General features: G+C 52.4%; 22 protein-coding genes. 13 read left to right on the top strand and 9 right to left on the bottom strand.

Going from position 1 to position 25,429, the window contains the following annotated elements; translation table 11 throughout:
- Window positions 1-14 precede the first annotated feature (14 nt).
- The 3 genes from ACETPC_RS15085 to glmS all read left to right on the top strand — a co-directional run bounded on the left by ACETPC_RS15085 (window position 15) and on the right by glmS (window position 3,919).
- Window positions 15-347: a phage holin family protein gene (locus ACETPC_RS15085; protein ID WP_380182621.1), complete on the top strand. Its 333-nt coding sequence runs from the start codon at window positions 15-17 to the stop codon at window positions 345-347.
- 206 nt (window positions 348-553) lie between these two features.
- The gene (glmU, locus tag ACETPC_RS15080) at window positions 554-1,924 is read left to right on the top strand and encodes a bifunctional UDP-N-acetylglucosamine diphosphorylase/glucosamine-1-phosphate N-acetyltransferase GlmU (protein ID WP_380182619.1); all 1,371 of its coding nucleotides are present in this window, start codon (window positions 554-556) and stop codon (window positions 1,922-1,924) included.
- Between the two features lie 162 nt (window positions 1,925-2,086).
- Window positions 2,087-3,919: a glutamine--fructose-6-phosphate transaminase (isomerizing) gene (gene glmS, locus ACETPC_RS15075; protein WP_380182617.1), complete on the top strand. Its 1,833-nt coding sequence runs from the start codon at window positions 2,087-2,089 to the stop codon at window positions 3,917-3,919.
- Window positions 3,920-4,018: 99 nt separating this feature from the next.
- On the opposite strand, the gene tssD is transcribed toward glmS, so the two are convergent.
- Both tssD and ACETPC_RS15065 read right to left on the bottom strand, forming a co-directional pair.
- A complete protein-coding gene (gene tssD / locus ACETPC_RS15070; RefSeq protein WP_380182615.1) occupies window positions 4,019-4,540 on the bottom strand; it encodes a type VI secretion system tube protein TssD in 522 nt (173 codons plus the stop codon).
- The gene (locus ACETPC_RS15065) at window positions 4,541-5,044 is read right to left on the bottom strand and encodes a hypothetical protein (protein WP_380182613.1); all 504 of its coding nucleotides are present in this window, start codon (window positions 5,042-5,044) and stop codon (window positions 4,541-4,543) included.
- 715 nt (window positions 5,045-5,759) lie between these two features.
- Here ACETPC_RS15065 and pstS point away from each other — a divergent pair.
- The 7 genes from pstS to ACETPC_RS15030 all read left to right on the top strand — a co-directional run bounded on the left by pstS (window position 5,760) and on the right by ACETPC_RS15030 (window position 12,274).
- Window positions 5,760-6,800, top strand: a complete 1,041-nt coding sequence (gene pstS, locus ACETPC_RS15060) for a phosphate ABC transporter substrate-binding protein PstS (protein ID WP_380182611.1) — start codon at window positions 5,760-5,762, stop codon at window positions 6,798-6,800.
- 68 nt (window positions 6,801-6,868) lie between these two features.
- On the top strand, window positions 6,869-7,831 hold the full coding sequence (gene pstC, locus ACETPC_RS15055; RefSeq protein WP_380182609.1) for a phosphate ABC transporter permease PstC: 963 nt from the start codon (window positions 6,869-6,871) through the stop codon (window positions 7,829-7,831).
- Window positions 7,828-8,715 (top strand): phosphate ABC transporter permease PstA, encoded by an 888-nt coding sequence (pstA, locus tag ACETPC_RS15050; RefSeq protein ID WP_380182607.1) that lies wholly within the window; start codon window positions 7,828-7,830, stop codon window positions 8,713-8,715. Before pstC ends, pstA begins: the two co-directional genes overlap by 4 nt.
- Window positions 8,716-8,757: 42 nt before the next feature.
- Window positions 8,758-9,528: a phosphate ABC transporter ATP-binding protein PstB gene (gene pstB / locus ACETPC_RS15045; protein WP_380182606.1), complete on the top strand. Its 771-nt coding sequence runs from the start codon at window positions 8,758-8,760 to the stop codon at window positions 9,526-9,528.
- Between the two features lie 15 nt (window positions 9,529-9,543).
- Entirely contained in the window at window positions 9,544-10,275 is a 732-nt protein-coding gene (gene phoU, locus ACETPC_RS15040) for a phosphate signaling complex protein PhoU (RefSeq protein ID WP_380182604.1), read from the top strand.
- Between the two features lie 206 nt (window positions 10,276-10,481).
- Window positions 10,482-10,865, top strand: a complete 384-nt coding sequence (locus ACETPC_RS15035; RefSeq protein ID WP_380182603.1) for a hypothetical protein — start codon at window positions 10,482-10,484, stop codon at window positions 10,863-10,865.
- 218 nt (window positions 10,866-11,083) lie between these two features.
- Complete coding sequence (locus tag ACETPC_RS15030) at window positions 11,084-12,274, top strand: MFS transporter (protein WP_380182699.1); 1,191 nt, start codon at window positions 11,084-11,086, stop codon at window positions 12,272-12,274.
- Between the two features lie 276 nt (window positions 12,275-12,550).
- Here the strand turns inward: ACETPC_RS15030 and yieH are convergent, their stop codons facing one another.
- Window positions 12,551-13,213 carry a 6-phosphogluconate phosphatase gene (gene yieH, locus ACETPC_RS15025; RefSeq protein ID WP_380182601.1) on the bottom strand — a complete coding sequence of 221 codons (663 nt, stop codon included), beginning with the start codon at window positions 13,211-13,213 and terminating at the stop codon, window positions 12,551-12,553.
- Window positions 13,214-13,418: 205 nt separating this feature from the next.
- On the opposite strand from yieH, the gene ACETPC_RS15020 reads away from it, so the two are divergent.
- Window positions 13,419-14,732 (top strand): NCS2 family permease, encoded by a 1,314-nt coding sequence (locus ACETPC_RS15020; protein WP_380182599.1) that lies wholly within the window; start codon window positions 13,419-13,421, stop codon window positions 14,730-14,732.
- A 20-nt stretch (window positions 14,733-14,752) separates the two neighbouring features.
- On the opposite strand, the gene ACETPC_RS15015 is transcribed toward ACETPC_RS15020, so the two are convergent.
- Window positions 14,753-15,484 carry a 4'-phosphopantetheinyl transferase family protein gene (locus ACETPC_RS15015; protein ID WP_380182597.1) on the bottom strand — a complete coding sequence of 244 codons (732 nt, stop codon included), beginning with the start codon at window positions 15,482-15,484 and terminating at the stop codon, window positions 14,753-14,755.
- A gap of 393 nt (window positions 15,485-15,877) precedes the next feature.
- Here ACETPC_RS15015 and ACETPC_RS15010 point away from each other — a divergent pair, with 393 nt between their 5' ends.
- Together ACETPC_RS15010 and ACETPC_RS15005 are read left to right on the top strand one after the other, a co-directional pair.
- Complete coding sequence (locus tag ACETPC_RS15010) at window positions 15,878-17,164, top strand: HlyD family secretion protein (protein WP_380182595.1); 1,287 nt, start codon at window positions 15,878-15,880, stop codon at window positions 17,162-17,164.
- On the top strand, window positions 17,157-19,265 hold the full coding sequence (locus ACETPC_RS15005) for a peptidase domain-containing ABC transporter (RefSeq protein ID WP_380182593.1): 2,109 nt from the start codon (window positions 17,157-17,159) through the stop codon (window positions 19,263-19,265). The genes ACETPC_RS15010 and ACETPC_RS15005 overlap by 8 nt, the downstream gene beginning before the upstream one ends.
- 158 nt (window positions 19,266-19,423) lie before the next feature.
- On the opposite strand, the gene ACETPC_RS15000 is transcribed toward ACETPC_RS15005, so the two are convergent.
- The 5 genes from ACETPC_RS15000 to ACETPC_RS14980 all read right to left on the bottom strand — a co-directional run bounded on the left by ACETPC_RS15000 (window position 19,424) and on the right by ACETPC_RS14980 (window position 25,059).
- The gene (locus ACETPC_RS15000; protein ID WP_380182591.1) at window positions 19,424-20,068 is read right to left on the bottom strand and encodes a LuxR C-terminal-related transcriptional regulator; all 645 of its coding nucleotides are present in this window, start codon (window positions 20,066-20,068) and stop codon (window positions 19,424-19,426) included.
- Window positions 20,069-20,154: 86 nt separating this feature from the next.
- Window positions 20,155-21,159, bottom strand: coding sequence for a fimbrial protein (locus ACETPC_RS14995; protein ID WP_380182589.1), 1,005 nt, complete (start codon window positions 21,157-21,159; stop codon window positions 20,155-20,157).
- Window positions 21,160-21,216: 57 nt separating this feature from the next.
- Window positions 21,217-23,706: a fimbria/pilus outer membrane usher protein gene (locus ACETPC_RS14990; protein ID WP_380182587.1), complete on the bottom strand. Its 2,490-nt coding sequence runs from the start codon at window positions 23,704-23,706 to the stop codon at window positions 21,217-21,219.
- Window positions 23,707-23,735: 29 nt separating this feature from the next.
- Window positions 23,736-24,410, bottom strand: coding sequence for a molecular chaperone (locus ACETPC_RS14985; protein WP_380182585.1), 675 nt, complete (start codon window positions 24,408-24,410; stop codon window positions 23,736-23,738).
- 118 nt (window positions 24,411-24,528) lie between these two features.
- A complete protein-coding gene (locus tag ACETPC_RS14980; protein ID WP_380182583.1) occupies window positions 24,529-25,059 on the bottom strand; it encodes a fimbrial protein in 531 nt (176 codons plus the stop codon).
- Window positions 25,060-25,429 lie beyond the last annotated feature (370 nt).

Below are 25,429 nucleotides of genomic sequence, written 5' to 3'. Positions count from 1 at the left end.
CCAAAGGTAATACTGTGATAAATAATAGTGAAACTATGCTGCTGGTGAAGTTTCTGACGGAACATCACCTGCTGGATGCTATGATAGTTGCTTGTGCAGGAGGTGTTGTTAATTACTTTATTCATGGCGAGCTGGTAAAAGAAAATAAAGGCAAGCTTGCTCATTTCATGAAGCATATCTTCATCTCAATGTTCACCGGCTTTGTTGTCGGTTTGCTTTGTGTAGACTTTAATGCCTCCACCACGCAAACGCTGCTTTTCGCCGCTATTGCAGGCACTAGCGGTAGTGAAATTATCGTTGTCCTCCAGCAAAAAGTCTCGGAGTGGCTAAAAAATAAAAATCTCTGATTAGGCCAGCCACGGAAAATAATGGGCGGTTGAGATTTAATGATATCATGCGAGGGTTAAGGGAAAATCGCCTGTTTTTCAGGAATGACGCCCTTTTTCGGCCCGGCGGGAAGTATTTTCGAAAGGTAAAAAAAGTAGCATTTTTGCTGCAAACCCGATTTACTTTTCGCCAGGAAAGCGATTTTCAGTCACCAAGCAGGATGTCTATGTCAAACAGCGCGATGAGTGTGGTGATCCTTGCCGCAGGCAAGGGAACCCGTATGTACTCCGATCTCCCTAAAGTTCTTCATCTTCTGGCTGGCAAGCCGATGGTTCAACACGTCATTGACGCAGCCAGTAGCGTAGGCGCGGACAAAGTCCATCTGGTCTACGGCCACGGCGGTGAGCTTTTAAAGTCTACTCTGACGGATCCCGCGCTGAACTGGGTATTACAGGCCGAGCAGCTGGGTACTGGCCATGCCATGCAGCAGGCCGCGCCCTGCTTTGCTGACGACGAAGATATTCTGATGCTGTATGGCGATGTGCCGTTAATCTCTACGGAAACGCTGCAGCGCTTGCGCCAGGCGAAGCCGCAGGGCGGCATTGCACTGTTAACGGTTATTCTGGATAACCCGACTGGCTACGGCCGTATTCTGCGCGAGCAGGGCGCCGTAGTGGGCATCGTTGAGCAAAAGGACGCCACGCCGGAACAGTTAACTATTCGTGAGATCAATACCGGCATCCTGCTGGCCAACGGCGGCGATCTGAAGCGTTGGCTAAGCAAGCTGACCAACAACAATGCCCAGGGCGAATATTACATCACGGACATTATCGCACTGGCGCATCAGGAAGGGCGTACTACAGAAACGGTGCATCCTGAACGCAGCTCGGAAACGGATGGCGTCAATAACCGGCTACAGCTGGCGACGCTGGAACGCGTTTATCAGGCGCAGCAGGCGGAAAAATTGCTGCTGGCAGGCGTGATGCTAAGAGATCCCGCGCGTTTCGATCTTCGTGGCGAGCTTAAGCATGGCCGCGATGTGGAGATCGATACCAATGTCATTATTGAAGGCCATGTACAGCTTGGCGACCGCGTAAAAATCGGCAGCGGCTGCGTGCTGAAAAACTGCGTGATTGGCGACGACTGCGAAATCAGTCCTTACAGCGTGCTGGAAAATGCCGAGCTGGCCGCCGCCTGCACCGTTGGCCCCTTTGCCCGTCTTCGTCCAGGCAGTTCGCTGGCGGCTGGCGCGCACGTCGGCAACTTTGTCGAAATGAAAAAAGCCTCGCTGGGCAAAGGCTCCAAGGCGGGCCATTTAAGCTACCTCGGCGATGCGCAGATTGGCGACAACGTGAACATCGGCGCGGGTACCATTACCTGCAACTATGACGGTGTTAATAAGTCGCTAACGATCATTGGCAATGATGTCTTTGTCGGCTCTGATACTCAGCTGGTGGCGCCAGTTTCGGTAGCGGCTGGCACGACAATCGCCGCAGGCACCACGGTAATGAAAGATATCCCCGCCGCTGGTCTGGCCTACAATCGTAAAGAGCAGAATTTGAAAACCAGCTGGCAGCGGCCAGTAAAGAAAAAATAATTTTACGGGCGGCGAAGATCGCCCGAGAGCGTTAAGGGACGTAAAACGTCCCACATAAAAATAATCCCCACTCTCTACAAGGCTCGGGGAACCGGCAAAGACCGGAACAAACAGGCAGAAGACAAAGTTAATGGCAAACGCCATAACGTCAGGAAATTTACTATGTGTGGAATTGTAGGTGCAGTAGCGCAGCGTGATATCGCAGAAATCCTGCTGGAAGGCTTACGTCGTCTGGAATACCGGGGTTACGACTCCGCTGGTCTGGCCGTAGTAACGGCGGCGGGCGAAATTACCCGCCTGCGTCGCCTGGGCAAGGTACAAAAGCTGGCGGAAGCGGCAGAAACCACGCCGCTGCACGGCGGCACGGGTATTGCGCACACGCGCTGGGCAACGCATGGCGAACCTTCCGAAGCCAATGCGCACCCTCATATCTCAGAACATATCGTTATCGTGCATAACGGCATTATCGAAAACCACGAACCGCTGCGCGAGCGGCTAAAGGCGCTGGGTTACCATTTTGCATCCGAGACGGATACCGAAGTAGTAGCGCATCTGGTGCACTGGGAGCAGAAAGAGGCTGGTGGCTCGTTGCGCGAGGTTGTGCAGCGCGTGATCCCGCAGCTGCGCGGCGCATACGGCATGGTTATCATGGACAGCCGCGATCCGTCCGTCCTGGTGGCAGCTCGTTCTGGTAGCCCGCTGGTTGTCGGCCGTGGCATGGGCGAGAACTTTATCGCCTCCGACCAGCTGGCGCTCCTGCCGGTTACTCGCCGCTTTATCTATCTGGAAGAGGGCGATATTGCGGAAGTCAGCCGCCGCGATGTCATGATTTTCGATCGCCTGGGCGAGCGCGTGCAGCGTAGCGAAATCGAATCTAACGTGCAGTACGATGCCGGTGATAAAGGGCTTTACCGCCATTACATGCAGAAAGAGATCTACGAACAGCCGATGGCGATCAAAAACACCCTGAGCGGGCGTTTCAGCCATGGCGAGGTGGATCTCTCGGAGCTTGGCCCGCACGCCAATGAGCTGCTGTCGCAGGTAGAGCATATCCAGATCGTTGCCTGCGGCACTTCTTATAACTCCGGCATGGTTTCCCGTTACTGGTTTGAGGCGCTGGCCAACGTGCCGTGCGATGTAGAGATTGCCTCCGAATTCCGCTATCGCAAATCAGCCGTGCGCAAGAATAGCCTGATGATCACGCTGTCGCAGTCTGGTGAAACGGCGGATACCCTGGCGGCGCTGCGCCTGTCAAAAGAGCTGGGCTATCTTGGTTCGCTGGCGATCTGCAACGTGGCTGGCTCTTCGCTGGTGCGCGAATCCAATCTGGCTTTGATGACTAAAGCCGGCACGGAAATCGGCGTAGCCTCCACCAAAGCCTTTACTACTCAGCTAACCGTTTTGCTGATGCTGGTGGCGAAAATCGGCCGCCTGAAAGGCATGGATGAGCAGATCGAGCACGATATCGTCCATGGTCTACAGGCTCTGCCAAGCCGTATTGAGCAAATGCTGTCGCAGGACAAAATGATTGAAGCGCTGGCGGAAGAGTTCTCCGACAAGCACCACGCGCTGTTCCTGGGCCGTGGCGACCAGTATCCGATTGCGATGGAAGGCGCGCTGAAGCTGAAGGAAATCTCCTATATTCATGCGGAAGCCTACGCGGCTGGCGAGCTGAAACATGGCCCGCTGGCGCTGATCGATGCCGATATGCCGGTTATCGTGGTAGCGCCGAATAACGAGCTGCTGGAGAAGCTGAAGTCGAATATTGAAGAGGTGCGCGCGCGCGGCGGCCTGCTGTACGTGTTCGCCGACCGGGATGCGGGTTTTGCGGATAGCGAAGGCATGCGCATTATCCCGCTGCCGCATGTGGAAGAGGTTATTGCGCCAATCTTCTACACCGTGCCGCTACAGCTGCTCTCTTATCACGTTGCGCTGATTAAAGGCACCGATGTCGATCAGCCGCGCAACCTGGCGAAATCGGTCACGGTAGAGTAACCGACCAACGCGCTAATCCTGTGAGGGGTTAGCGCGTTATTTTATTCAGACTCATGGCTGATAATTCGTTTGCATGTTGCAGTTCCTTAATCCTGATCTTTATAAATTTATAGGATTATTAAATTCTGTCGTGGCGGTTTTACGATCGTTCCAGCTATCGGTATGAATTACGTTTCCATCCAGATAACGCCAGGTAATTTTCTTATATCTCAATTCTATTGCTTCCATATGATTAAAATTTTCCTTTGTCCTGTCCTTAATATCATGCATTATGGGAAGGATTGTCACGACCTTAACATCTTCAAGTAACGTGTTGAAATATTCTTCTTCCTGCCCGGCATGGTTTATACGATAGAATTTCAACTCTGCGGATTTGAGCGTTTTACCTTTCGATAATGCCTGATACGGATAAGGTGTTGAGGCGTCAGTTTCTTTCTCTATAAGATAGGCAAGGTGTCTGTGTTTCCCTGTTATCTTTCCTGACGCATTGTCAACAGGGAGCGACACTGCATGATGTAACCCCAGGACTTCAGCACTGTGTTCACGGCCCTTTACGTCTACGGAGCCTTTGATTTTATTTCCAGCATCATCAGTCATAAACATGTAAACCGGTATTGCCATTTAAATATCCTCCCTGAATTTATCAGACTGACCAATAATATTTACCATGATATCTATGCAGGCCTTACTGGAAGGAACCTTGTAAAGAGCCCGAATGGAGTCAAGCACGTACTGGTTAAACTGAGCTTCAGTCATATTGTAAAAAGGGAGCCCGCATATCTCTCCTGGGCTAAGGGATATATAGCGGTTTGTTAGTATATGCAAAACACCGGAAGGGTTATGAGGGATAGCCAGCCCTACTGCAACGCTTAGTGTCTCAGCGGAGTCAGCATCAGCACCAGGTGCCAGAAGTGCAGCGATGTGAAGCCAGTTGTCATCGCCTTTTGCTATCTGTTCCGTTACATACCGCCAGTCTTTTTCTTCATGAGTATATAATTCTGAAATAACTTTTTCTGGCCCTTGCTTTTCAATATCTTTCGCCAGCTTTTCGGCCGTAACAGGGGGAGAAGCAGAAACAGAGAGGGGTAATAATAAAAATAACAGCACAGCGAAGATAATTTTCATTGCCGCACCACCAGAATTGAATCGCCACTCTCTACGATCTGCTGTCTTCTGGATATGCCGTCAATAATGATGCATCCCTGAGAAGCCGTATGCGCTCCGCTTCGACTTCCTCCATGTATGCGGAAGTTATCCCTGCGCAAAAAACTGCCCATTGTGGGTGAGAACACCCGTCCGTTGTGAATATTCCCAGGTCATAATATGTTCTTCTCCTTGTCGTAGAACTGTCCTCATCTTACCCATTTAAAAAAAGTGGGTATATTGGACGGTATCAACTCTTAGAGAAAAGATAAATTCATTTTTAACCGCACCGTCTTGCAGATCTTTTGACTGCCGGGTAACCCCTTACGAGGGATCCCTCTGATAACGTCCCTTTATGCAATGAAGCCTCTTTTTCTTGTCGGCTGCCGTATTCAGGTAAAACTGGCTGCCGGTTTGTTTCATTAATTTCACGCGCAACAGCGACTCGGTGCAAGCCATGTCGCGTTTTATGGTGACTGGCAATTCAGTATGTTTATTCAGAAGAGGCGCGCTCAAAGCGAAGGGCGCCGAGCTTCAGACCAGCTTTTTCAGCATCGGCTGACTAAAAGATAGTCGTCACAAAACTGTCATATAACGGACATTTTACTGTCACTAAACTGTCCTATTTTGCCTCCAGCAGCAATCATTATTCATACTAAAACAGTATAAAGACTGACTTTAATCCCCTGGAGGGAATATGACACTGATGCAAAAAAATCTGGCTCGCTGTGTGGCTATCACGCTGTCGCTGAGCGCGGTTTCTGCTTTCGCCGCCGACAATCTGACGGGCGCTGGCGGCACGTTCCCGGCACCGGTTTATAACAAGTGGGCAGCCGAGTACAACAAAGCAACAGGCGCGCAGATTAATTATCAGGGCATTGGTTCCTCCGGCGGCGTAAAACAGATTATTGCGAAAACCGTCGACTTTGGCGCTTCCGATGCGCCGATGAAAGAGGAAGATCTGCAGAAAAACGGCCTGTTCCAGTTTCCCACCGTGATTGGCGGCGTGGTGCTGGCGGTGAATATTCCGGGCGTGACGTCGGGCGAGCTGACGCTGGACGGCAAGACCGTTGGCGACATCTATCTGGGCAATGTGAAAAAGTGGAACGATCCGGCCATCACCAAACTGAACCCGGGCATCAAGCTGCCTGATGCCAACATCAACGTGGTGCGTCGCGCCGATGGTTCAGGCACTTCCTTCGTATTTACCAGCTATCTGGCGAAAGTGAACAGCGACTGGAACAGCAAAATTGGCAAGGGCAATACCGTAAACTGGCCAACCGGTCTGGGCGGTAAGGGTAATGACGGCGTGGCCGCTTTCGTGCAGCGTCTGCCTGGCTCTATCGGCTACGTTGAGTACGCCTACGCCAAACAAAATAATCTGGCCTACACCAAACTAGTAGATGCCGACGGCAAAGCCGTCGCGCCAGGCGAACAAAGCTTCAGCAATGCGGCGAAAGGCGCTGACTGGAGCAAGTCCTTTGCCCAGGATCTGACTTACCAGAAAGGCGACGACGCCTGGCCGATCACGTCCACTACCTTTATTTTGCTGCACAAAGAGCAGGCCAATGCGGAGAAAGGCGCGGCGGTGCTGAAGTTCTTCGACTGGGCCTATAAAAACGGCAATGCCACCACTACCAGCCTAGACTATGCGGCGCTGCCGGATTCCGTGGTCGAGCAAATTCGCGCCGCCTGGAAAACCAATATCAAAGACAGCTCAGGCAAAGCGCTGTACTAAGCTGATTTATCAGCTGCGGGTCCCGGGCGGCCGTCGTGCCGCCCAACACTTTTACTATCGGGAATTTTATGGCTACAACCAGGCCGACATTCAGCGCGCCGGGCAAGCAGGGCGACATTATTTTCGGCGCGCTGGTCAAACTGGCCGCGCTGATTGTGCTGTTGCTGCTTGGCGGCATTATCGTCTCGCTTATCTTCTCTTCCTGGCCCAGCATTCAGAAGTTCGGCCTCTCTTTCCTGTGGACGAAAACCTGGGATGCGCCTAATGAACAGTTCGGCGCGTTGGTGCCGATTTACGGCACGCTGGTCACTTCTGTTATCGCCCTGATTATCGCCGTGCCGGTAAGCTTCGGCATCGCACTGTTTCTTACCGAACTCGCGCCGAATTGGCTGCGTCGTCCTTTAGGTATGGCGATTGAGCTGCTGGCCGCTATTCCCAGCATCGTTTACGGCATGTGGGGGCTGTTTATCTTTGCTCCGCTGTTCGCTACTTATTTCCAGGCGCCGCTGGGCGAGCTGATGTCTTCGGTGCCGATTGTCGGCACGCTGTTTTCCGGCCCGGCTTTCGGCATCGGCATTCTGGCTGCCGGGATTATCCTGGCGATTATGATTATTCCCTATATCGCTTCCGTTATGCGCGACGTGTTCGAGCAAACACCGGTAATGATGAAAGAGTCCGCCTACGGCATCGGCTGTACCACCTGGGAAGTGATCTGGCGCATCGTGCTGCCGTTCACCAAAAACGGCGTCATCGGCGGCATTATGCTGGGTCTGGGCCGCGCGCTGGGCGAAACCATGGCGGTCACCTTTATTATCGGCAATACCTACCAGCTGGACAGTGCCTCGCTGTTTATGCCGGGCAACAGTATCACCTCGGCGCTGGCGAACGAGTTTGCTGAAGCAGAATCAGGCGTGCATACCGCCGCGCTGATGGAGCTGGGCCTGATCCTGTTTGTGATTACCTTTATCGTGTTGGCCTGTTCAAAGTTGATGATCCTGCGGCTGGCGAAAAGTGAAGGAGCGCGCTCATGAGCATGATGGCGATGCAGTCCCGCGCGGAGCTGGAAGCCTCACGCCGTAAAATGCAGGCGTGGCGGCGGATGAAAAACCGCATTGCGCTGGCGCTTTCCCTGCTGACGATGGCCTTTGGTCTGTTCTGGCTGATCTGGATCCTGTGGGCAACCATTACGCGCGGCATCGACGGCATGACGCTGGCGCTGTTTACAGAAAACACGCCGCCACCAAATACCACCGGCGGCGGTCTGGCCAATGCCATTATGGGCAGCGGCCTGCTGATCTTCTGGTCGACGATTGTCGGCACGCCGTTAGGCATTCTGGCGGGCATCTATCTGGCGGAATATGGCCGCAAAGGCTGGCTGGCGGAAACCATCCGCTTTATTAACGATATCCTGCTTTCCGCGCCTTCTATCGTGGTCGGCCTGTTCGTGTATACGCTGGTGGTAGCGCAAATGCAGCACTTCTCCGGCCTGGCGGGCGCGGTGGCGCTGGCGCTGCTGCAAATCCCGATCGTTATCCGCACCACGGAAAATATGCTGAAGCTGGTGCCGGATAGCCTGCGCGAAGCGGCCTATGCGCTGGGCACGCCGAAATGGAAGATGATTTCCGCTATCACGCTGAAGGCCTCGGTATCCGGCATTCTGACCGGCGTGCTGCTGGCTATTGCGCGTATTGCCGGGGAAACGGCGCCGCTGTTGTTTACCTCGCTCTCTAACCAGTTTTGGAGCACAGATATGCTGCAGCCGCTGGCGAACCTGCCGGTGACAATCTTTAAATTCGCTATGAGCCCGTTTGCCGAGTGGCAAAGTCTGGCCTGGGCGGGCGTGCTGCTGATTACCCTCTGCGTGCTGATCCTGAATATCCTGGCGCGCGTGATTTTTGCCAAAAGCAAACATTGATAAAACGCGCGGCTGCGGCGGCGCGCACAAGCGAGAAAGAGAATGGCTGACAATACTTCCGGCAATATGATCCAGGTTCGTGATTTAAATTTCTATTACGGCAAATTTCACGCGCTGAAGAATATCAACCTGGATATTGCTAAAAACCAGGTGACCGCTTTTATCGGGCCGTCCGGCTGCGGTAAGTCAACGCTGCTGCGCACCTTTAATAAGATGTTTTCGCTCTACCCTGAGCAGCGGGCGGAAGGCGAGATCCTGCTGGATGGCGAAAACATTCTGACCGCCAGCCAGGACATTGCCCTACTGCGCGCGCGCGTCGGCATGGTGTTCCAGAAGCCGACGCCGTTCCCGATGTCGATTTACGATAACATAGCCTTCGGTGTACGCCTGTTTGAAAAACTTCCCCGCGCCGAGATGGACGAGCGCGTACAATGGGCGCTGACCAAAGCGGCGCTGTGGACGGAAACCAAAGACAAGCTGCACCAGAGCGGCTACAGCCTTTCCGGCGGCCAGCAGCAGCGCCTTTGCATCGCGCGCGGTATTGCGATCCGGCCAGAGGTGCTGCTGTTGGATGAGCCTTGTTCCGCGCTGGATCCTATTTCTACCGGCCGTATCGAAGAGCTGATCACCGAGCTGAAGCAGGACTATACCGTTGTAATAGTTACCCATAATATGCAGCAGGCGGCACGTTGTTCCGATCATACGGCCTTTATGTATCTGGGTGAACTGATTGAATTCAGCGATACGGATACGCTATTTACCAAACCACACCAAAAACAAACCGAAGACTACATCACTGGCCGCTATGGTTAATGACTGGAGAACAGCATGGATAACCTGAACCTGAACAAACATATCTCCGGGCAGTTTAACGCCGAGCTGGAGCACATCCGCACCCAGGTGTTGACCATGGGCGGTATGGTGGAAAAACAGCTGACGGATGCTATCGTCGCCATGCATAACCAGGATGCCGAGCTGGCGCAGCAGGTTATCGACGGCGACCAGAAAGTCAATATGATGGAGGTGTCGATTGACGAGGCGTGCGTACGCATCATCGCCAAGCGTCAGCCGACCGCCAGCGATCTGAGGCTGGTGATGGCGATTATCAAAACCATCTCCGAGCTGGAGCGCATTGGCGACGTGGCGGAGAAAATCAGCCGCACGGCGCTGGAAAAATTCGGCCAGCAGCACCAGTCGCTGCTGGTGAGTCTGGAGTCGCTGGGCTATCACACGATTCAGATGCTGCATGATGTGCTGGATGCCTTCGCGCGCATGGATCTGAACGCCGCTATCGAAATTTATCGGGAAGATAAGAAGGTCGATCAGGAATATGAAGGCATAGTGCGCCAGTTAATGACCTATATGATGGAAGATCCGCGTACTATTCCCAGCGTATTGACCGCGCTGTTCTGCGCCCGCGCCATCGAGCGTATCGGCGACCGCTGCCAGAATATTTGCGAAATCATCTTTTACTTCGTTAAAGGCCAGGATTTCCGCCACGTTGGCGGCGACAAGCTGGATGAACTGCTGACCGGCGAAAGCGACGACAAGCCGGTTTGATTAACGTTACTGGCGGCTCTGGCCGCCATAATGCCTGCAAGCGCCACTCCCCGTCCGTTTTGCTAATCTTTAATTAGTCGCTTTTTGATAGTTTCTTCTTTTCCTATACCTCAGACTTCCCCATGAGTTTTATCTCGTTATTATCAAAATTAATCACAAGAACTATATGAGATGTAATAAATTTTAGCATAAAGGAGTGTTTGAAAGTGCAAATAATCAACAAAATTCGGGTGAATCTATTTAAAAGCAGTCAGATGGCTTTTAATCTGGCAAAAGCGGACTCGCAATATCGTCCGATTGCCCAAAAAATTATTTCTGCTAAAAACACAAATGCGCATTTAAAGCTTCTTAAAGAAGTTGATTCGCCGCATCAATTCGAAGAAACCATGAGTAAAATAAATAACTTTGAAAAAATGTTGACCAATATATCTCTGATGGAGGAGACAGAGAAATATACGGCTTTTGAAGCTAACAATCTGGTAACGCTAGCCCTCAAAAGAGATCAAACAACGCCAGCCCTCAAAAGAGATCTAACCTTCGCGGAAGTTATTAACCCCACGATCGCTGGGGTAAACGAAAAGCTTATCTAAGCGCTATAGCCGGACGGCCGCCAGCGCATTTTTCCGGCGGCTTTTGGCAGAAAAAGCTGCAAAAGCGTTTCCTGCTTCTTCGACTCAGGTTCGCGAGCAGTTGCCGTTTGACTTTAGTTGGTCTGCCAGCGACCATAATTTATACTTGCCGCACTTTATACCGGCAAGGAACTCCCGTGACTCAAAAGATAAAAAGCAGCGCCACGCCCGGCAAAGCGATGCTGGCGGCAATCAGCGGTTATGCCATGGACGGCTTCGATCTGCTGATCCTGGGCTTTATGCTGCCCGCCATCAGCGTTTCGCTGGCGTTGGATACTTCACAGGCCGGTTCGCTGGTGACGTGGACACTGATCGGTGCCGTGATCGGCGGCGTGCTGTTCGGCCACCTTAGCGATCGGCTGGGGCGCATTCGCGTTTTAACCTTTACTATCCTGATGTTTTCCGTTTTTACCGGCCTGTGTGCTTTCGCCCAGGGCTACTGGGATCTGCTGGCGTACCGCACGCTGGCGGGCGTTGGCCTGGGCGGCGAGTTCGGCATCGGCATGGCGCTAATTGCGGAAGCCTGGCCCGCCAACAAACGTAACCGCGCTTCTGCCTGGGTTGGCATCGGCTGGCAGTTGGGCGTGCTGCTGGCGGCTTTTATCACGCCGCCGCTGCTGAATCTGATCGGCTGGCGCGGCATGTTCCTTGTAGGACTCTTGCCTGCGGTGGTTTCCTTTTTTATTCGTCGTGGACTAGGCGAGCCGGAAGGGTTTACACGCCATGTCGATGTGCATCAGGGCCTTTCTTTCGCCGCGCGCCTCAAGTTGCTGTTTAAGGATGCCGCCACGACCAAAGCCAGCCTGGGCATCCTTATCCTTTGTTCGGTGCAGAATTTTGGCTATTACGGCCTGATGATCTGGATGCCGGGCTATCTGTCCGCGCGCTTTGGTTTTTCGCTGACTAAATCAGGGCTGTGGACGGCGGTGACGGTAATAGGCATGACGTTCGGTATCTGGCTGTTCGGCATGCTGGCGGATCGCTTCGCGCGCTGGAAGATTTTCCTGATCTATCAGACTGGCGCGGTGGTAATGGTTATTCTGTATGCCCAGCTGCGCGATCCCATGATAATGCTGTTCGCGGGCGCAATTATGGGCATGTTCGTTAACGGCATGATCGGCGGTTACGGCGCGCTAATCTCCGATACCTATCCTGTGCAGGTCAGGGCGACGGCGCAAAACGTGTTGTTTAACCTTGGCCGTGGCGTCGGTGGCTTTGGCCCGCTGGTTATTGGGCTATTGGCGATGCAGTTCTCTTTTACCGCAGCCATTACGCTGCTGGCGCTGATCTATCTGCTGGATATCTTCGCCACCCTGTTCCTGCTGCCGAAAAAGCAGGGGAATGAAGATACGCTGGGCGCTATTGGTTAAAATAAAACGCGCCGCTATAGCGGCGCGGCAGACTGCTGACAAACCTAAACCGTTTCTGGATTTTGGTTTTTTTCTACAGCAATACGGCAGCTTGATAGCGGTAGAGGTTGAGCGGATAAGCGGACCGTTTTCGCGCATGGACGCGCGAAACGAGCCCCCATGGACGGGTCTACGGCGTGTCCGTGTTCCGATCTGCCTCTGCTGCTCTGTCACTGATTTAAACGCGACCTGGGTTTGTCATTAACTTCACGCGCCGCTATAGCGGCGCGGTTGCTGCTAGCGCGTAAGCTGCCAGCCTCTTTGCCGCCACAGCTCCGGCAGCTGCGCCATGTCGGTAAAAGGCGTTACCAGCGGATGATCCAGCGGTTTATTGTGGGCATCCGCACAGTAATAGAACACCGGAATACCGGCAGCGATCCCCGCTTTCGCGCCTGCCTCTGAGTCATCTACCAAAATGCATTGTTCGATCGGTACCGCCATCTGCTCCGCTGCGTACAGCATCAGCGCCGGATCGGGCTTCCAGCTTGAAATCGTATAACCGCTGTACAACCGGTCATCAAAATGGCCGAGCATACCGGTTAGCCCCAAAGAGTGCTGCATTTTAGGCACTGTGCCGTTCGAGACCACGCACATCGGCACGCTAACCTGCGCCAATAGCGCTTTGGCGCCCGCAATCGGCTGTAGCTGTTCGTCAAACAGCCTCGCTACTTCCTGGCGATAAGCCGGTTCCAGCTCCTCAACGCTGGCGCGGAGATGATGCTCAGCAGTCACGTCGGCGATAATGTCATAAAGCTTTACGCCCTTATATTTTTCAAACATTTCCCGTAGCGAAAGCTCCACGCCGTAGCGGGCGAAAGTATTGACATAGGCTTGGGTGCAAAGCAGCTCGCTATCCACCAGCGTGCCGTCGCAGTCGAAAAAGATACAGCTCACAGACATCGATTCATCCTTAAATTAAAAGGCTTTCCGCTACTTTACCTTGCAGTGATTGAAAAGCGACCAAAAAATAGAATTTCTGTTAACGGTAGTGAAATTCAGGCAAACGAGGCGCAATCGGTTGCGAAAAAAGGCTGGCGCCATCTGGCAAATTAAAATTTATCGGTTAGGATAGCCGACGAAACTTTTCTCCGTTTTGGAATCTTATATGAACAACTCAGGTCTACTGCAGCGGATCTTCAAATTACAGGAACACGGCACGACGGTGCGAACGGAAGTGATTGCCGGTTTTACCACTTTCCTGACCATGGTCTATATCGTCTTCGTGAACCCGCAGATCCTTGGCGTAGCGGGCATGGATACCCAGGCGGTATTTGTCACCACCTGTCTGATTGCGGCCGGTGGCAGCATCCTGATGGGGCTGGTGGCTAACCTGCCGGTGGCGCTGGCGCCTGCAATGGGCCTGAACGCCTTTTTTGCTTTTGTCGTGGTCGGCGCAATGGGCGTCTCATGGCAAACGGGCATGGGCGCGATCTTCTGGGGCGCCGTAGGCCTGCTGCTGTTGACTATTTTCCGCGTGCGCTACTGGATGATTTCCAATATCCCGGTCAGCCTGCGTGTCGGCATTACCGCCGGTATCGGCCTGTTTATCGCGATGATCGGCCTGAAAAACGCCGGTATCGTAGTGCCCAACAAAGAAACGCTGGTGGCCGTGGGCGATCTGACCTCGCACAGCGTGCTGCTGGGCGCGCTGGGCTTCTTTATTATCGCCATCCTGGCCTCGCGCAATATTCACATTGCGGTGCTGGTATCGATTGTGGTGACTACGCTGATTGGCCTGGCGCTGGGTGACGTTAAGTATGGCGGCGTGTTCTCTATGCCGACGGGCGTCACTTCTATCCTGGGCGAAGTCGATCTGAAGGGGTCGCTGAATATCGGCATGGCCGGGATCATTTTCTCCTTTATGCTGGTAAACCTGTTTGACTCTTCCGGCACGCTAATCGGCGTGACGGATAAAGCAGGCCTGACCGACGAAAAAGGCACTTTTCCCCGTATGAAACAGGCGCTTTACGTTGACAGTATCAGCTCAGTGGCTGGCGCCTATATCGGCACTTCTTCCGTAACTGCCTATATCGAGAGCTCTTCCGGCGTCTCTATCGGCGGTCGTACCGGCCTGGTAGCGGTAGTGACGGGTGTCCTGTTCCTGCTGGTGATGTTCCTGTCGCCGCTGGCGGGTATGGTCCCGGCCTATGCTGCGGCGGGTGCGCTGATCTACGTTGGCGTGCTGATGACCTCCAGCCTGGCGCGCGTGAAGTGGGACGATCTGACCGAAGCGGTACCGGCATTCGTCACCACCGTTATGATGCCGTTCAGCTTCTCCATTACCGAGGGGATTGCGCTGGGTTTCATCTCTTACTGTGTGATGAAGCTGGGCACAGGACGCTGGCGCGAGCTGTCACCATGCGTCATCGTCGTGGCTATTTTGTTTGTGCTGAAAATCGTATTTATCGACGCGCACTGATTGCCCTGATTTGGGCTGGCTTACAGCTGGCCCATTCTCTCTGCTGGCAGGCTGGTCAGGCGCAGCGCGCGCGATCCCATCTCCTGCGACTGGCCTGATACAGCCCGTAAGCTTTTCCAACCCGTATCGTCCATTTCCCACAGCAAAAGCCGTTCACAGCCCGGCGCATGGGCGCATGACCAGATGATCAGCGGCTCGACATCAGAAACGGCTTCTATTTGCGGCAGCGACAGCGAGCGTAGCCTGCCGGAGGCGGGATGCAGCTGCAGCGACGCTTTTTCCTGGCTATCCGTCAGCTTGAGTACGCTTTGGCGCAGCGTCCAGAGCTGGGTTGCGGCCTCGTTGGGATCGGATTGCGCTTTGATCCACGCTTTTTCCAGTGACGAGACTTCACGCGCAAACTGTTCCAGCGTTTGACGGCTGTGGGCGCGAACTATTTCCATATCCAGCCCGACGCGGCCATCCTCTTCCGCCAGCAGCACGCCGACGATATTGCCTGCGCAGGCGATACTGAAATCAGGCAGCTGTGGATTGGCAAAGCGGGGCCGTCCGAGCGGCGAAAAGATAATTTCAGGAAGCTGCGGGATACCGTAAAGACGCAGCATCATTTCCGCCAGCAGCATACGCGCGGCCAGAAAACGCTTTCGCCGCCTTTCCGGCAGGTTTCTGGCCGTTTCTGTTATCTGTTGAGAAAGTCGGTGCACCGGGACGCAGGTATCCGTCAGGATCCAACGTGCAAAATGACTGGCCATCTGTCGCTCCGTGAAAATGGGAGAAATCCTCGGCTTATTGTAAGAATTTTCTTAGGTAGTTTCACATGATATTCTCTTTCTTCGAGCGAATTAGGATTAATATTAATTCTGAGCCTGCCCGCCATCTGCTTTGTTACCGCTACTGGTTATGCCGATATTGACGATATTTGAAAAAAAACTCCAATAATATATTAATATTCTCTACGTAAATTAATTTTATTCTTTTTAAATGAAGCGCCAGAGAACTTTCCTGTGTCAATTTTATAAATTGAAGTTGATAAATATATTAAAGGTAGTGTATTTTTTCCGCTGGCACGGAAAGCCGGGGGTTATTTTATTCACGCTTAGCTTGTTCTGAATAATCCCTCTTATTAAGCAAAGTTTAAGAAAATTATGGAAAAAAGACCTTTATTTCGCATGGAAGCCGTGCAGTATCTGAAAACGAAATGGCTCGGAAAGGCACTGTTGACCTCAGGTTATCCTGCCTGGACGGTTGCCGTGACTTCGGTGCTGTTTTTCATTCTGCTGCTCACTTTTATCATTTACGGCACGTTCACCCGGCGGATTAACGTAAACGGTGAAATTATCTCGCTGCCTCACGCTATTACCGTATTCGCGCCGCAGCAGGGCTTTATCACCAGGTCCTGGGCGGAAGCGGGCGAAAGCGTGAAAAAAGGCGACCGCCTCTATCAAATTGACGTCAGCAGGATCACCTCTACCGGTAACGTCAGCGTGCGTTCGGTCGATGCGATTAATCAGCAAATCGCGCTGACGGAAACAATCATCGCCCGGCTGCAGAAAAACAAAGCGGCCACGCTGAAGAACTTGCAGCATCAGCTGGAGCAGTATCGGGCGGCGCATCTGAAATCGGAAAAGCTGGTGTCGGAAGCCGCCGGCGGGCTGGGCGAGATGCGTAAAAGCATGACCAGCTACGGTGAATATTTGCGCAAAGGGCTGATTAATAAAGAGCAGTTTTTTAACCAACGCTATCTTTTCCACCAGCAGCAAAATGCCTGGCAGAGCCTCAACACTCAGGTTATTCAGGAATCCCTGCAAATTAGCACGCTGGAAAGCGACCTGCTGACAAAGGGCATTGAGTATGACAACCAAATCTCTCAGTACGAGGCGCAGCGCAGCGATCTGATGCGCCAGCTGGCAGAGGTGGACGCCAGCGGCACATTGTTTATCACCGCGCCCAGCGACGGTAAAATCGAAAGCATGAGCGTGACGGAAGGGCAAATGGTGAGCGTGGGCGATAGTCTGGCGCAGCTAACGCCAGCCAGCAGCAACCGCTATTTTCTGATGCTGTGGTTGCCTGATACCAGCGTGCCCTATGTGCATCCTGGCGACGCCATCAATTTACGCTATGAAGCTTTCCCCTTCGAGAAATATGGCCAGTTTCCCGGCCGCATCCTGTCGATTTCCAAAGTGCCTGCCTCTTATCAGGAAATGGGCAAGTACAACACGCTGCCACGTACCGACGGCGTTATTGAACCCTACTACAAAGTGATTGTGTCGCTGGAAAAGAGCCGTTTCAGCTATCAGGGCAAGCCGCTGACGCTGGCCAGCGGGATGAAGGCCCAGGCCACGCTGTTTCTGGAAAAACGACCTCTCTGGCAGTGGATGCTGTCGCCTTACTATGACCTCAAAAAAAGCATTAGCGGGCCTGTAAATGAATGATTCTCTGTATAAAGACATCCTGCGGCGTCTGAACTTCAGTTTTCGGCGCAAGGTGCCCGTGGTGCTGCAAACCGAAGCGGCGGAGTGCGGGCTGGCCTGTCTGGTAATGGCCTGCCGCTATCACGGTATGGATATCGATCTATTTAATTTGCGCAGCCGGTTCGGCGTTTCGTCGCATGGCGCAACGCTGGCCGTCCTGATAGATATCGGCAGGCAGCTTAAGTTGAAAACGCGGCCGCTGGCGCTGGATCTTGACGAGCTGAAGCAGTTGAAAACGCCCTGCCTGCTGCACTGGGATATGAGCCATTTCGTGGTGCTGGTGGCGGTAAGAGGCTCGCGCATTATCCTGCACGATCCGGCTTTTGGCCGTCGCGTCGTCGGCCTGGCAGAGATGTCGCAGCATTTTTCCGGCGTGGCGCTGGAGCTGTGGCCCGACAGCGAGTTTTCCCGCGTTAAGCAGCGCAGCAGCCTGAGTTTCAGGGCGATGATGAAAAACGTCAGCGGGCTGCCGGGTTTTTTGACGAAAATCTTCTGCCTGTCGCTGGTGATTGAGGCGGTTAACCTGCTGATGCCTGTCGGCACGCAGCTGGTAATGGATCACGTGATTATCTCGGAAGACCACAATTTGCTGGCGTTAATTTGCCTCGGGCTGCTGGGCTTTATCCTGTTTCGCGCTTTTGTCAGTATGCTGCGCGCGTGGACGTCGCTGGTAATGGGATCGCTGATTGACGTGCAGTGGAAAGCAGGCATGTTCGATCACCTGCTGAACCTGCCGCTGAACTATTTTGAGAAGCGCAAGCTGGGTGATATCCAGTCCCGCTTCGGTTCGCTTGATACCATTCGCACGACGCTGACCAGCAGTATCGTCAACGGCATTATCGACTCGCTGATGTCGATCGGCGTGTTTATTATGATGTTTCTCTATGGTGGCTGGCTGGTCTGGGTGGTACTGGGCTTTACGCTGATTTATATGACGCTGCGCCTGGCGACCTATCAGCGCTACCGGCAGGCGCAAGAGGAGCAAATTGTGAAGGGCGCGCGCGCCAGCTCGCACTTTATGGAAAGCCTCTATGGCATAGGCACGCTAAAAGCGCTGGGCATTACTGCTAAACGCGCGCAGTTCTGGCTTAACCTCAATATTGATACCACCAATGCCAATATCCGCCTGACCAAGCTCGATCTGTTGTTTGGCGGCGTGAATACCTTTATCAGTACTATCGATCAGGTGGTGATCCTGTGGCTGGGCGCCTCAATGGTTATCGACGGGCAAATGACGCTGGGGATGTATGTCGCTTTTAACGCCTATCGCGGCCAGTTTTCCGACCGGGCGGCCAGCCTGATCAATATGGTGCTGCAGCTAAAAATGCTGGCGCTGCACAGCGACAGGGTGGCGGATATCGTCTTTACCGACGCGGAAGAGAGCCAGCCAGGCCGCACGCTGGTGAAGGCGGATGAGCCAGCCAGCTTTGAGGCGCGGGGCGTCACCTATCAGTACGACAAGCTATCGAAACCTATTTTTAGCGATCTGCATATCAACGTCGCCGCTGGCGAAAGCGTAGCGATAGTGGGGCCTTCCGGGATCGGCAAAACCACGCTAATGAAGGTAATGGCCGGACTGCTGGCGCCAGTCGAAGGCGAAATCCTGATAAACGGTTTGAATATTGCGAATATCGGGCTGAACAATTATCGGGAATGTATCGCCTGCGTGCTGCAGGAGGATAAGCTCTTTGCCGGTTCTATCGCCGAAAATATTGCCAGCTTTGACGGCGAAAAGGAGATGGAACGGATTATCCGCTGCGCAATGGACTGTAATATTCATGAGGAGATCGTCGCTATGCCGATGGGCTACGAAACGCTAATCAGCGAGCTGGGCGGCAGTCTTTCCGGCGGCCAGAAACAGCGTCTGCTGATTGCCCGCGCCCTGTACCGGCGGCCTAACATTCTGTTCCTGGACGAAGCGACCAGCCACCTTGATTTAGCGAACGAAGCGCATATCAATGCCGCCATAGCGGCGCTGAAAATTACTCGTATCTTTATCGCTCACCGGCCTTCGACCATTGAAAGCGCCGACAGGGTTATTGAGCTTAACGCGCCAGCCTGATAGCAGAAAACGCCTGGCGGGCAGGCGGACCGTTCTCGCGCATGGATGCGCGAAACGAACCTCCACGGACAGGTCTACGGCTTGTCCGTGTTCCGTCGGACTCTGCCAGCCGTTCTGTTGATTTAGCAATTGGCGCTTTCCTGAGGTGATAGCAATAGCTAAATCAATTTTTCCGAAAAAGCATATTTTATTAAATCGCTGGTGGAATGCAGGAACAGCTTACGCATAGCATTATATTTTTGGGTGGAAATGGTGCTGATGCTACGTTTGCGCAACCTGGCAATATCGCTAAGGCTGTATCCCTGCGCAATTCTACGTATCACCTCCATTTCTGACAACGTCAGCCTGTTCTTAACATTTCTTTGCTTTGCCTCGGCAAGCAATCGGCGTATACCGGAAGAGAGCCAGGGCTGCCTGCCATCCGCAAGCAGGTGCGTCAGCGCATTGGTTAGCTCTTCACCTTCATCATATTTACTGACCAGGCCAGCTAGCGGATATTTTAAAATCCCCTGTATTATCGCTGTGTTACGTTGCGCCGTTAATATAACTAACTTGAGTTGAGGAAAGTCCTGGGTAATCTTTTTTATTTTCTCAATGCCATCTAAAGAAGCGTCGCGGTAGTTTGAAGAAAATTCAGTGATCAGCATATCTACAGGTGTAGCGTTCAAATGCTGGATAAGCAGCTTTCCTTCAGCCGGGAAAATAACTATTTTGGTTTTCGCCGTTAAACAGGCAAGATAATCTCTTGCGGATCTCATTATAAAAGGACTTTCATCCGATAAGGCTATTTTGTATTCTTCCATTTTATATCCCTTTAATTAGCAAGTTTGAAATATCATTGGGTGATTGCAGCTGATATCTCAAAAATTTATAAGATCCCTGTGGTTTGCTATTGGTAACTGAGGGTATAGGTTACCAGGCCGTTCGCTTTCCCGGCCGTTATCTTTTGGCCTGTTTGATAATAACGGGCATAAAACGGCACTTTTATGGTTGATGAGGAGAGCGGCCAGGAAGCAACGCTAAAAGGCTTGTTCAGCGCAACGGGTTGTTTCTCGCTATTTAAAAGCTGAATACCGACGTTTTTCGCCGCATTGCTGGCTGCCGTCAGCGCCACGACGCCCTTATCTTCTAAGCCAGAGACCGCCGAACCGTTAAACTGCATCATAACGTCGAAAGCGCCAGAGAGTAAGGCCTCGCAGTTGAGCGTCAGGCTGAAAGCTGTCGCTGCGCTTGTGGCACCCGGCCCTGAGCCCAGGCCGTTCTTATCCAGCGACCAGCTCCCCAGTGCGACCGTGAGATTATTTATGCCCATGGTTGAGCAGGTTTCGTCCCTGACGGTGATGCCGGAGTGAATATTAGTGGCATAAAACTTCAGGTCTGTACCGGCCGTTTCTGCTCCCAGGTCAAATATATTAACCTTGTCTGTCGACGACACTGGCGCGGTCATCTCAGCGGATGTTTTAACAATCTGGAAAGGGATTGCCAGCGTTATCGTATTGCAGAAAGGTTCAGCATCGCAGGCCCTGACCATTTTTCCCGTAGCAATATTTTCAACTTCGGTCCCCAGGGTTCCACCATAGCCGGTATAAAGCCGCAGCCCGTAGCCCGGCACGTTATCTTCAATATGTTTACGCTTAAAATAGAGTTCAACCTGGTCATTATTTTGCGAGTTATTCAGCGCGCACAGCAAGGCTATATTCATCTTGCCGCTGTAAAGCACTGTGCCTGGCGGTATATCCGCAGAGATATACAGATTAAGCGAGCTGAAATCGAGCGCCGTATCCGTATCGGCTTTTTTACAGTCCAGCGTAACATCGCCAGCGGCCTGCGCAACGGCGGCGCCCAGGCAAAAAAACAGCGTTAATGCTCCCTGAAAGAATGCTTTGACTAACATAATTTTCTCCCTGAATTTCTTTAATCAAACCGGTGCGCGAGCGTGCTGCATCGTCGCTTAAGTGCACTTCGTATTAAGTTGTGTCAGGCCGCCGTTTGCTGATTTTTTTAACTTATCGGCGTCAGGAATAATCTCGCAGCTGTTATCTTCCCAAAAGACCCTGAGTCTGGCCTTATCCTGCTTCAGCCGCAGATAAATCTGGCCTGCCTGCATCACGGTGGTTAACGTATTGCCGTTTTCGTCGCTCACTCTGGCGCCAAAAGGCAAAGGCGTGCCGTCGGCGAGCGTGGCCCGAAGTAATACAGGCTGGCCGGATACCGATTTATAATCGACCTTCATGATTGCGCCTTCAATGGGGACGACGCGCTGGCTGGTCTGCGTGAGTTCCACATCAACGGGCAGACCGCTGGGATCAAGGCTCAGCTCGTTTATTTTGTACGGTGAGAGATTCGGAACGATGGCGTGGCCGCTACCGTCCAGAATGATATCGGGGTAGCCGAAAATGCTGGCGCCTTTGGCATTTTCCGCGCTGACCAGAGCCAGCGTGTTGGTTTTATAAGGGCTTAATGTCAGGCTGCCCGGCAGCAGAATCATTGAGCCGCTGAGACCGCCGGACGCAGAGTAGTAGCTGTCGCCTTTGGTATAGCCCATCTGTAGCGATGTCCACGGGCTTTTGTACTGTCCGCTAAGGCTGCCCGCATATTGGCTGGCGTTGTCTCCGCTTACGCTGACATTGTATGAATACCGGTCCAGGGTGCCGCTAAGTGCGCTTTGGGCCGTCACGCTTTCCCGGGAGCGGGTTGCGGAAGCGGTAAAATATTGATGATGGCCGTTTGTCCCATTGCCCAGCGGCAGCGAGAGATTGAGCGTAAATGCCGTCTCTGCCGGGCTGCCAGCATAGAACAGCCGATTGGCGGAGAGGCTGTAGGTCAACTTGCCGATATTACCGCTGTAGCCCAGCTGAAATTGGGTGTTGGCGCCGCTTTTGTCCCAGTAATTCTGACGATAGCCTGAAGCGTATATGCTGCCGTAGCGGGCACCTAACCGTTGTACGGCACTCAGCGACAGGCGCTCTTTGACGCGGGAAAGAGTACGGCTTTCGCCGCCTTTTTTCTCACTGTTATTGAGATAGACGGCATCGCTATAGCTCAGGTAGTCAGCAGAAGAGCGGGAGGCGGTAAGAGTAATGCTGGTGTCGGTAGCGATTATTCTTTTGCTGTAGGTAGCGCGTAGCTTCAGTCCCTGCTTTTTTTGGTCGCCATATTCGACACGCGCGCTGGTAACGTCAGCGGATAAGGCACCGATCGGCAGACCGATTGCGGTGCCAAGCAGCAGCGAGGTCGCATTATCGGTGCCCTGAACGCCAGCATAACCCGAAAAAGTGTTATTAATGCCGTGCTGCACGGTAGCCTGAAAAATCTTAGGTCTGTAAACCAGGTTATCAATGCGCGAAACGCCAGCGGTTACCCTGTATGAGGTCATGCCTGGCCTTTTAAGCCTGGCCACGGCGGTATAAGGAACGGAAAAGTGTTTTTCGCTGCCGTCCGCTTCTTTGATCGTTACGGCGAGATCGCCGCCATAGCCCGCAGGATAAAGATCGTCGATCTGGAAGGCGCCCGGCGATACGGTTGTTTCATAGATTTTCGTTCCATTTTGCCTGACGGTCACCTGGGCGGTGGTGTCCGCCACTCCACGAATCTGCGGCGCATAGCCGCGCAAAGAGTCAGGCAACATCAAATCAACGCTTGCGAGCTGCACGCCGCGAAACGAGAGCGTATCAAACAGCTCGCCTGAGGTATTGCCTTCGCCAAGCAGCAGGCGGGATTTCAGCGGCAGAACATCTTTTTGTACGTAGGTGGCGATATTTTCGTAATAGCTATTATTGTCGCTTTGCTTTTGCCAGTTGAAAGAGCCGTCGTGGCGCAGCATCCAGCCGTTAACATTAAGGCCCAGCAGCGACCGGGCATAGACGGAATCATATTGCTGAAAGCGGGTAACGGAGCGGTAAGCGTTCAGGCTGTAGTTGAAATTTAACGCGTTGGCGCCTTTTTCCCATGTCTCAGGGTCAACGTAGCCCCGGGCCTGGCGAATAAGATCGGCCTGCGGCAAGGTAATATCCAGCCGCAAATCAGCGGTATTTAGTCGGGCTTCCCCATGGTCGAACAGCTCCGCAAAAGAGACGCAGCTCTGCTCTTGCTGAATTAGCTGCCGTTTTTCGGCGGCAAGCCGCTCTTTTTTTAGCGGGATCTTTTTTAGCAGGCGCCAGGGAAAGCAGGTTTTAACGCCATCGCCAGTCTGGATTGCCCTGATTTCTTCCGTGCCGATGCTTTCGCCGTTAAGGTAAGTATCCAGCAGGTACTTTCCCGGTTCGACAGGATTCCCGGTGGAAAAGCGGGTCACGTCGGTATTCAGGCCGGTCACATTTTTCAGAAAGGTGGCGTTAAACTTTACTTTGCCAGTGCCGTCAGCATAAATCCGCGGCGGAAAAAGCGAGACAAAAAACGCCAGGCAGGCGGCGGCCTGCTGTTTTCTCAAGAAGCTGATCATTTTGTTATCCTTAACAAAGGCTTCTTCTGTCAGTGAGAAAGCATGGTCTCTACCTTTCTGGCGCTGCCGTAGTCGTCAATGTAGGTGTAATTAACCGCGCCCCGGGCCTGGATATTTTTGGCATTGGCCAGCGTAAATGCCTGGGTGCCGCCGGGAGAGATCATCAACCCTTTTACGCTGCTGTATTTTTTTCCGGCCGCGTCGGCAACGGTAACCGAGGGGATATTCACGTGATAGGGCGAATTGTTATAACCCGAGAGCGCATTGCCGGTTTGTCGCCAGACAATCTGTTTAGCGGCAAGCTCCGCGCCGTCTCTGCTTAGTCCGGCCGGGCGATAAAAAATTTTAATCCGGTTGCGGACGGCCATCTGTAGCTTGTTTTTATCGGCCAGTTTTTCATCGTCAGGCGGAATAGCCAGCACGTTAAGCCAAAAAACGGATTCTTTATCGGCCGGTAGGTTTCCGCCGGTAAAGAGCAGACGCAGCGTCTGCCCGCTGTCAGGCTCGATTCTGGTGACCGGCGGCATCAGGATAAAGGGCACCTCTATTTCATCCAACGGCTGGTTTGCATCGCCGCTGTCAATCCAGCTTTGCACCAGCTCGGGGTTGTTGCCTTTATTTTGCAGCCGGACGGTTACCTCTTTGACGCTGGCCGGATAAATAATGCGCGTGCCCAGAATAACGACGCTGGCTGCAGCGGGCATGGCAAATAGTAGCGTTATAAAAAAACAGCTTGCACAGGTTTTTATTCGTTTATTAATATAAGGAAGCATAAAAAATTCCGTAAAAATGGGGAGTAAAACTCCCCATTTTTTCTGATTATCAGAGATAAGCAATAGAATAGGTTACAGAAGTGTCAATTGAACCAGCAGTCGCAGCCCCTGTTGCGATATAGCGGGCGCTATAACTCAGGCTGGCACTTCCATCTGATACAGCCACTGTAGCGGGATTAGCAGCCTGTTCCTCACTACCAACATTAATAACATTTCCATTAGCATCCACTAATTCTACGGCGACATTACCTGCCGAGCCATTGTTGGTTAACTTGCCATCAGCGTTTACATTAGGACCCGCCTCAAAAAAAGCATAAACGTTGTTCGTTGCAGTGTTACACTCGGTCAGGCTGATAGTAAAACCAATATTGTCTGTAGTATCACCAGCACTAGACAGCAGAGCAACTGAAACGGCAGGTAACGGTACGTTGTAAGTCCCATCGGCAGGCACAACTGCGCAAGTTGGACTGATAATATCTCCGGTAAAGTTAACAATACCGGTATCAGCGGCCAGGGCATTGGTGTTTAAAGCCGCCAGTACGGCGACGGCAGAGAGAGTAGAGATCGCTAGCTTTTTCATATATCATCCTTTGCTGTTAAAAATAGAAAATAACGCGATAGAGGGCGTTAGCCTGTTAATAAAACCCAACGACATAAAATAGGCTTCTTGTTATCTTCCTGAAATAAAGAAAACATTAGCGATAAATTGTCTGATATTATTTGTCGCAGTTTCTTATAATATTTCAGGAATAACTCTTTTTTTACCAAATGCGCTTTTCTTTTGTGGTTGTAGTATTTCTGAATTCCGTTACACTCATTTTTAATAATAAGGTAAAGTTACATTTAGTTACGCAGCATTTAAATCGTAAATAATCCATTATTTAACCCGGCGCGCTAAATAAAATAAAATTTTAGTAATATTCCGAGCTATTTTTACTTGCAAATTTAAC

The organism is Pantoea sp. sgz302252 (assembly GCF_042610525.1).
Taxonomy (GTDB): Bacteria; Pseudomonadota; Gammaproteobacteria; order Enterobacterales; family Enterobacteriaceae; genus Erwinia.
Note: the sequence above shows the minus strand (reverse complement) of the source record. Positions and strands in the feature narration are given on the sequence as shown.

Coding starts and splice junctions, on each gene's coding strand:
- pstC (WP_380182609.1), top strand. CDS start 6,869: ATGGCTACAACCAGGCCGACATTCAGCGCGCCGGGCAAGCAGGGCGAC.
- ACETPC_RS15015 (WP_380182597.1), bottom strand. CDS start 15,484: ATGGCCAGTCATTTTGCACGTTGGATCCTGACGGATACCTGCGTCCCG.
- ACETPC_RS15010 (WP_380182595.1), top strand. CDS start 15,878: ATGGAAAAAAGACCTTTATTTCGCATGGAAGCCGTGCAGTATCTGAAA.
- yieH (WP_380182601.1), bottom strand. CDS start 13,213: ATGTCTGTGAGCTGTATCTTTTTCGACTGCGACGGCACGCTGGTGGAT.
- tssD (WP_380182615.1), bottom strand. CDS start 4,540: ATGGCAATACCGGTTTACATGTTTATGACTGATGATGCTGGAAATAAA.
- ACETPC_RS15005 (WP_380182593.1), top strand. CDS start 17,157: ATGAATGATTCTCTGTATAAAGACATCCTGCGGCGTCTGAACTTCAGT.
- glmU (WP_380182619.1), top strand. CDS start 554: ATGTCAAACAGCGCGATGAGTGTGGTGATCCTTGCCGCAGGCAAGGGA.
- pstS (WP_380182611.1), top strand. CDS start 5,760: ATGACACTGATGCAAAAAAATCTGGCTCGCTGTGTGGCTATCACGCTG.
- glmS (WP_380182617.1), top strand. CDS start 2,087: ATGTGTGGAATTGTAGGTGCAGTAGCGCAGCGTGATATCGCAGAAATC.
- pstA (WP_380182607.1), top strand. CDS start 7,828: ATGAGCATGATGGCGATGCAGTCCCGCGCGGAGCTGGAAGCCTCACGC.
- ACETPC_RS14995 (WP_380182589.1), bottom strand. CDS start 21,159: ATGTTAGTCAAAGCATTCTTTCAGGGAGCATTAACGCTGTTTTTTTGC.
- ACETPC_RS14980 (WP_380182583.1), bottom strand. CDS start 25,059: ATGAAAAAGCTAGCGATCTCTACTCTCTCTGCCGTCGCCGTACTGGCG.
- ACETPC_RS15000 (WP_380182591.1), bottom strand. CDS start 20,068: ATGGAAGAATACAAAATAGCCTTATCGGATGAAAGTCCTTTTATAATG.
- ACETPC_RS15065 (WP_380182613.1), bottom strand. CDS start 5,044: ATGAAAATTATCTTCGCTGTGCTGTTATTTTTATTATTACCCCTCTCT.
- pstB (WP_380182606.1), top strand. CDS start 8,758: ATGGCTGACAATACTTCCGGCAATATGATCCAGGTTCGTGATTTAAAT.
- ACETPC_RS14990 (WP_380182587.1), bottom strand. CDS start 23,706: ATGATCAGCTTCTTGAGAAAACAGCAGGCCGCCGCCTGCCTGGCGTTT.
- ACETPC_RS15030 (WP_380182699.1), top strand. CDS start 11,084: ATGCTGGCGGCAATCAGCGGTTATGCCATGGACGGCTTCGATCTGCTG.
- ACETPC_RS14985 (WP_380182585.1), bottom strand. CDS start 24,410: ATGCCCGCTGCAGCCAGCGTCGTTATTCTGGGCACGCGCATTATTTAT.
- phoU (WP_380182604.1), top strand. CDS start 9,544: ATGGATAACCTGAACCTGAACAAACATATCTCCGGGCAGTTTAACGCC.
- ACETPC_RS15020 (WP_380182599.1), top strand. CDS start 13,419: ATGAACAACTCAGGTCTACTGCAGCGGATCTTCAAATTACAGGAACAC.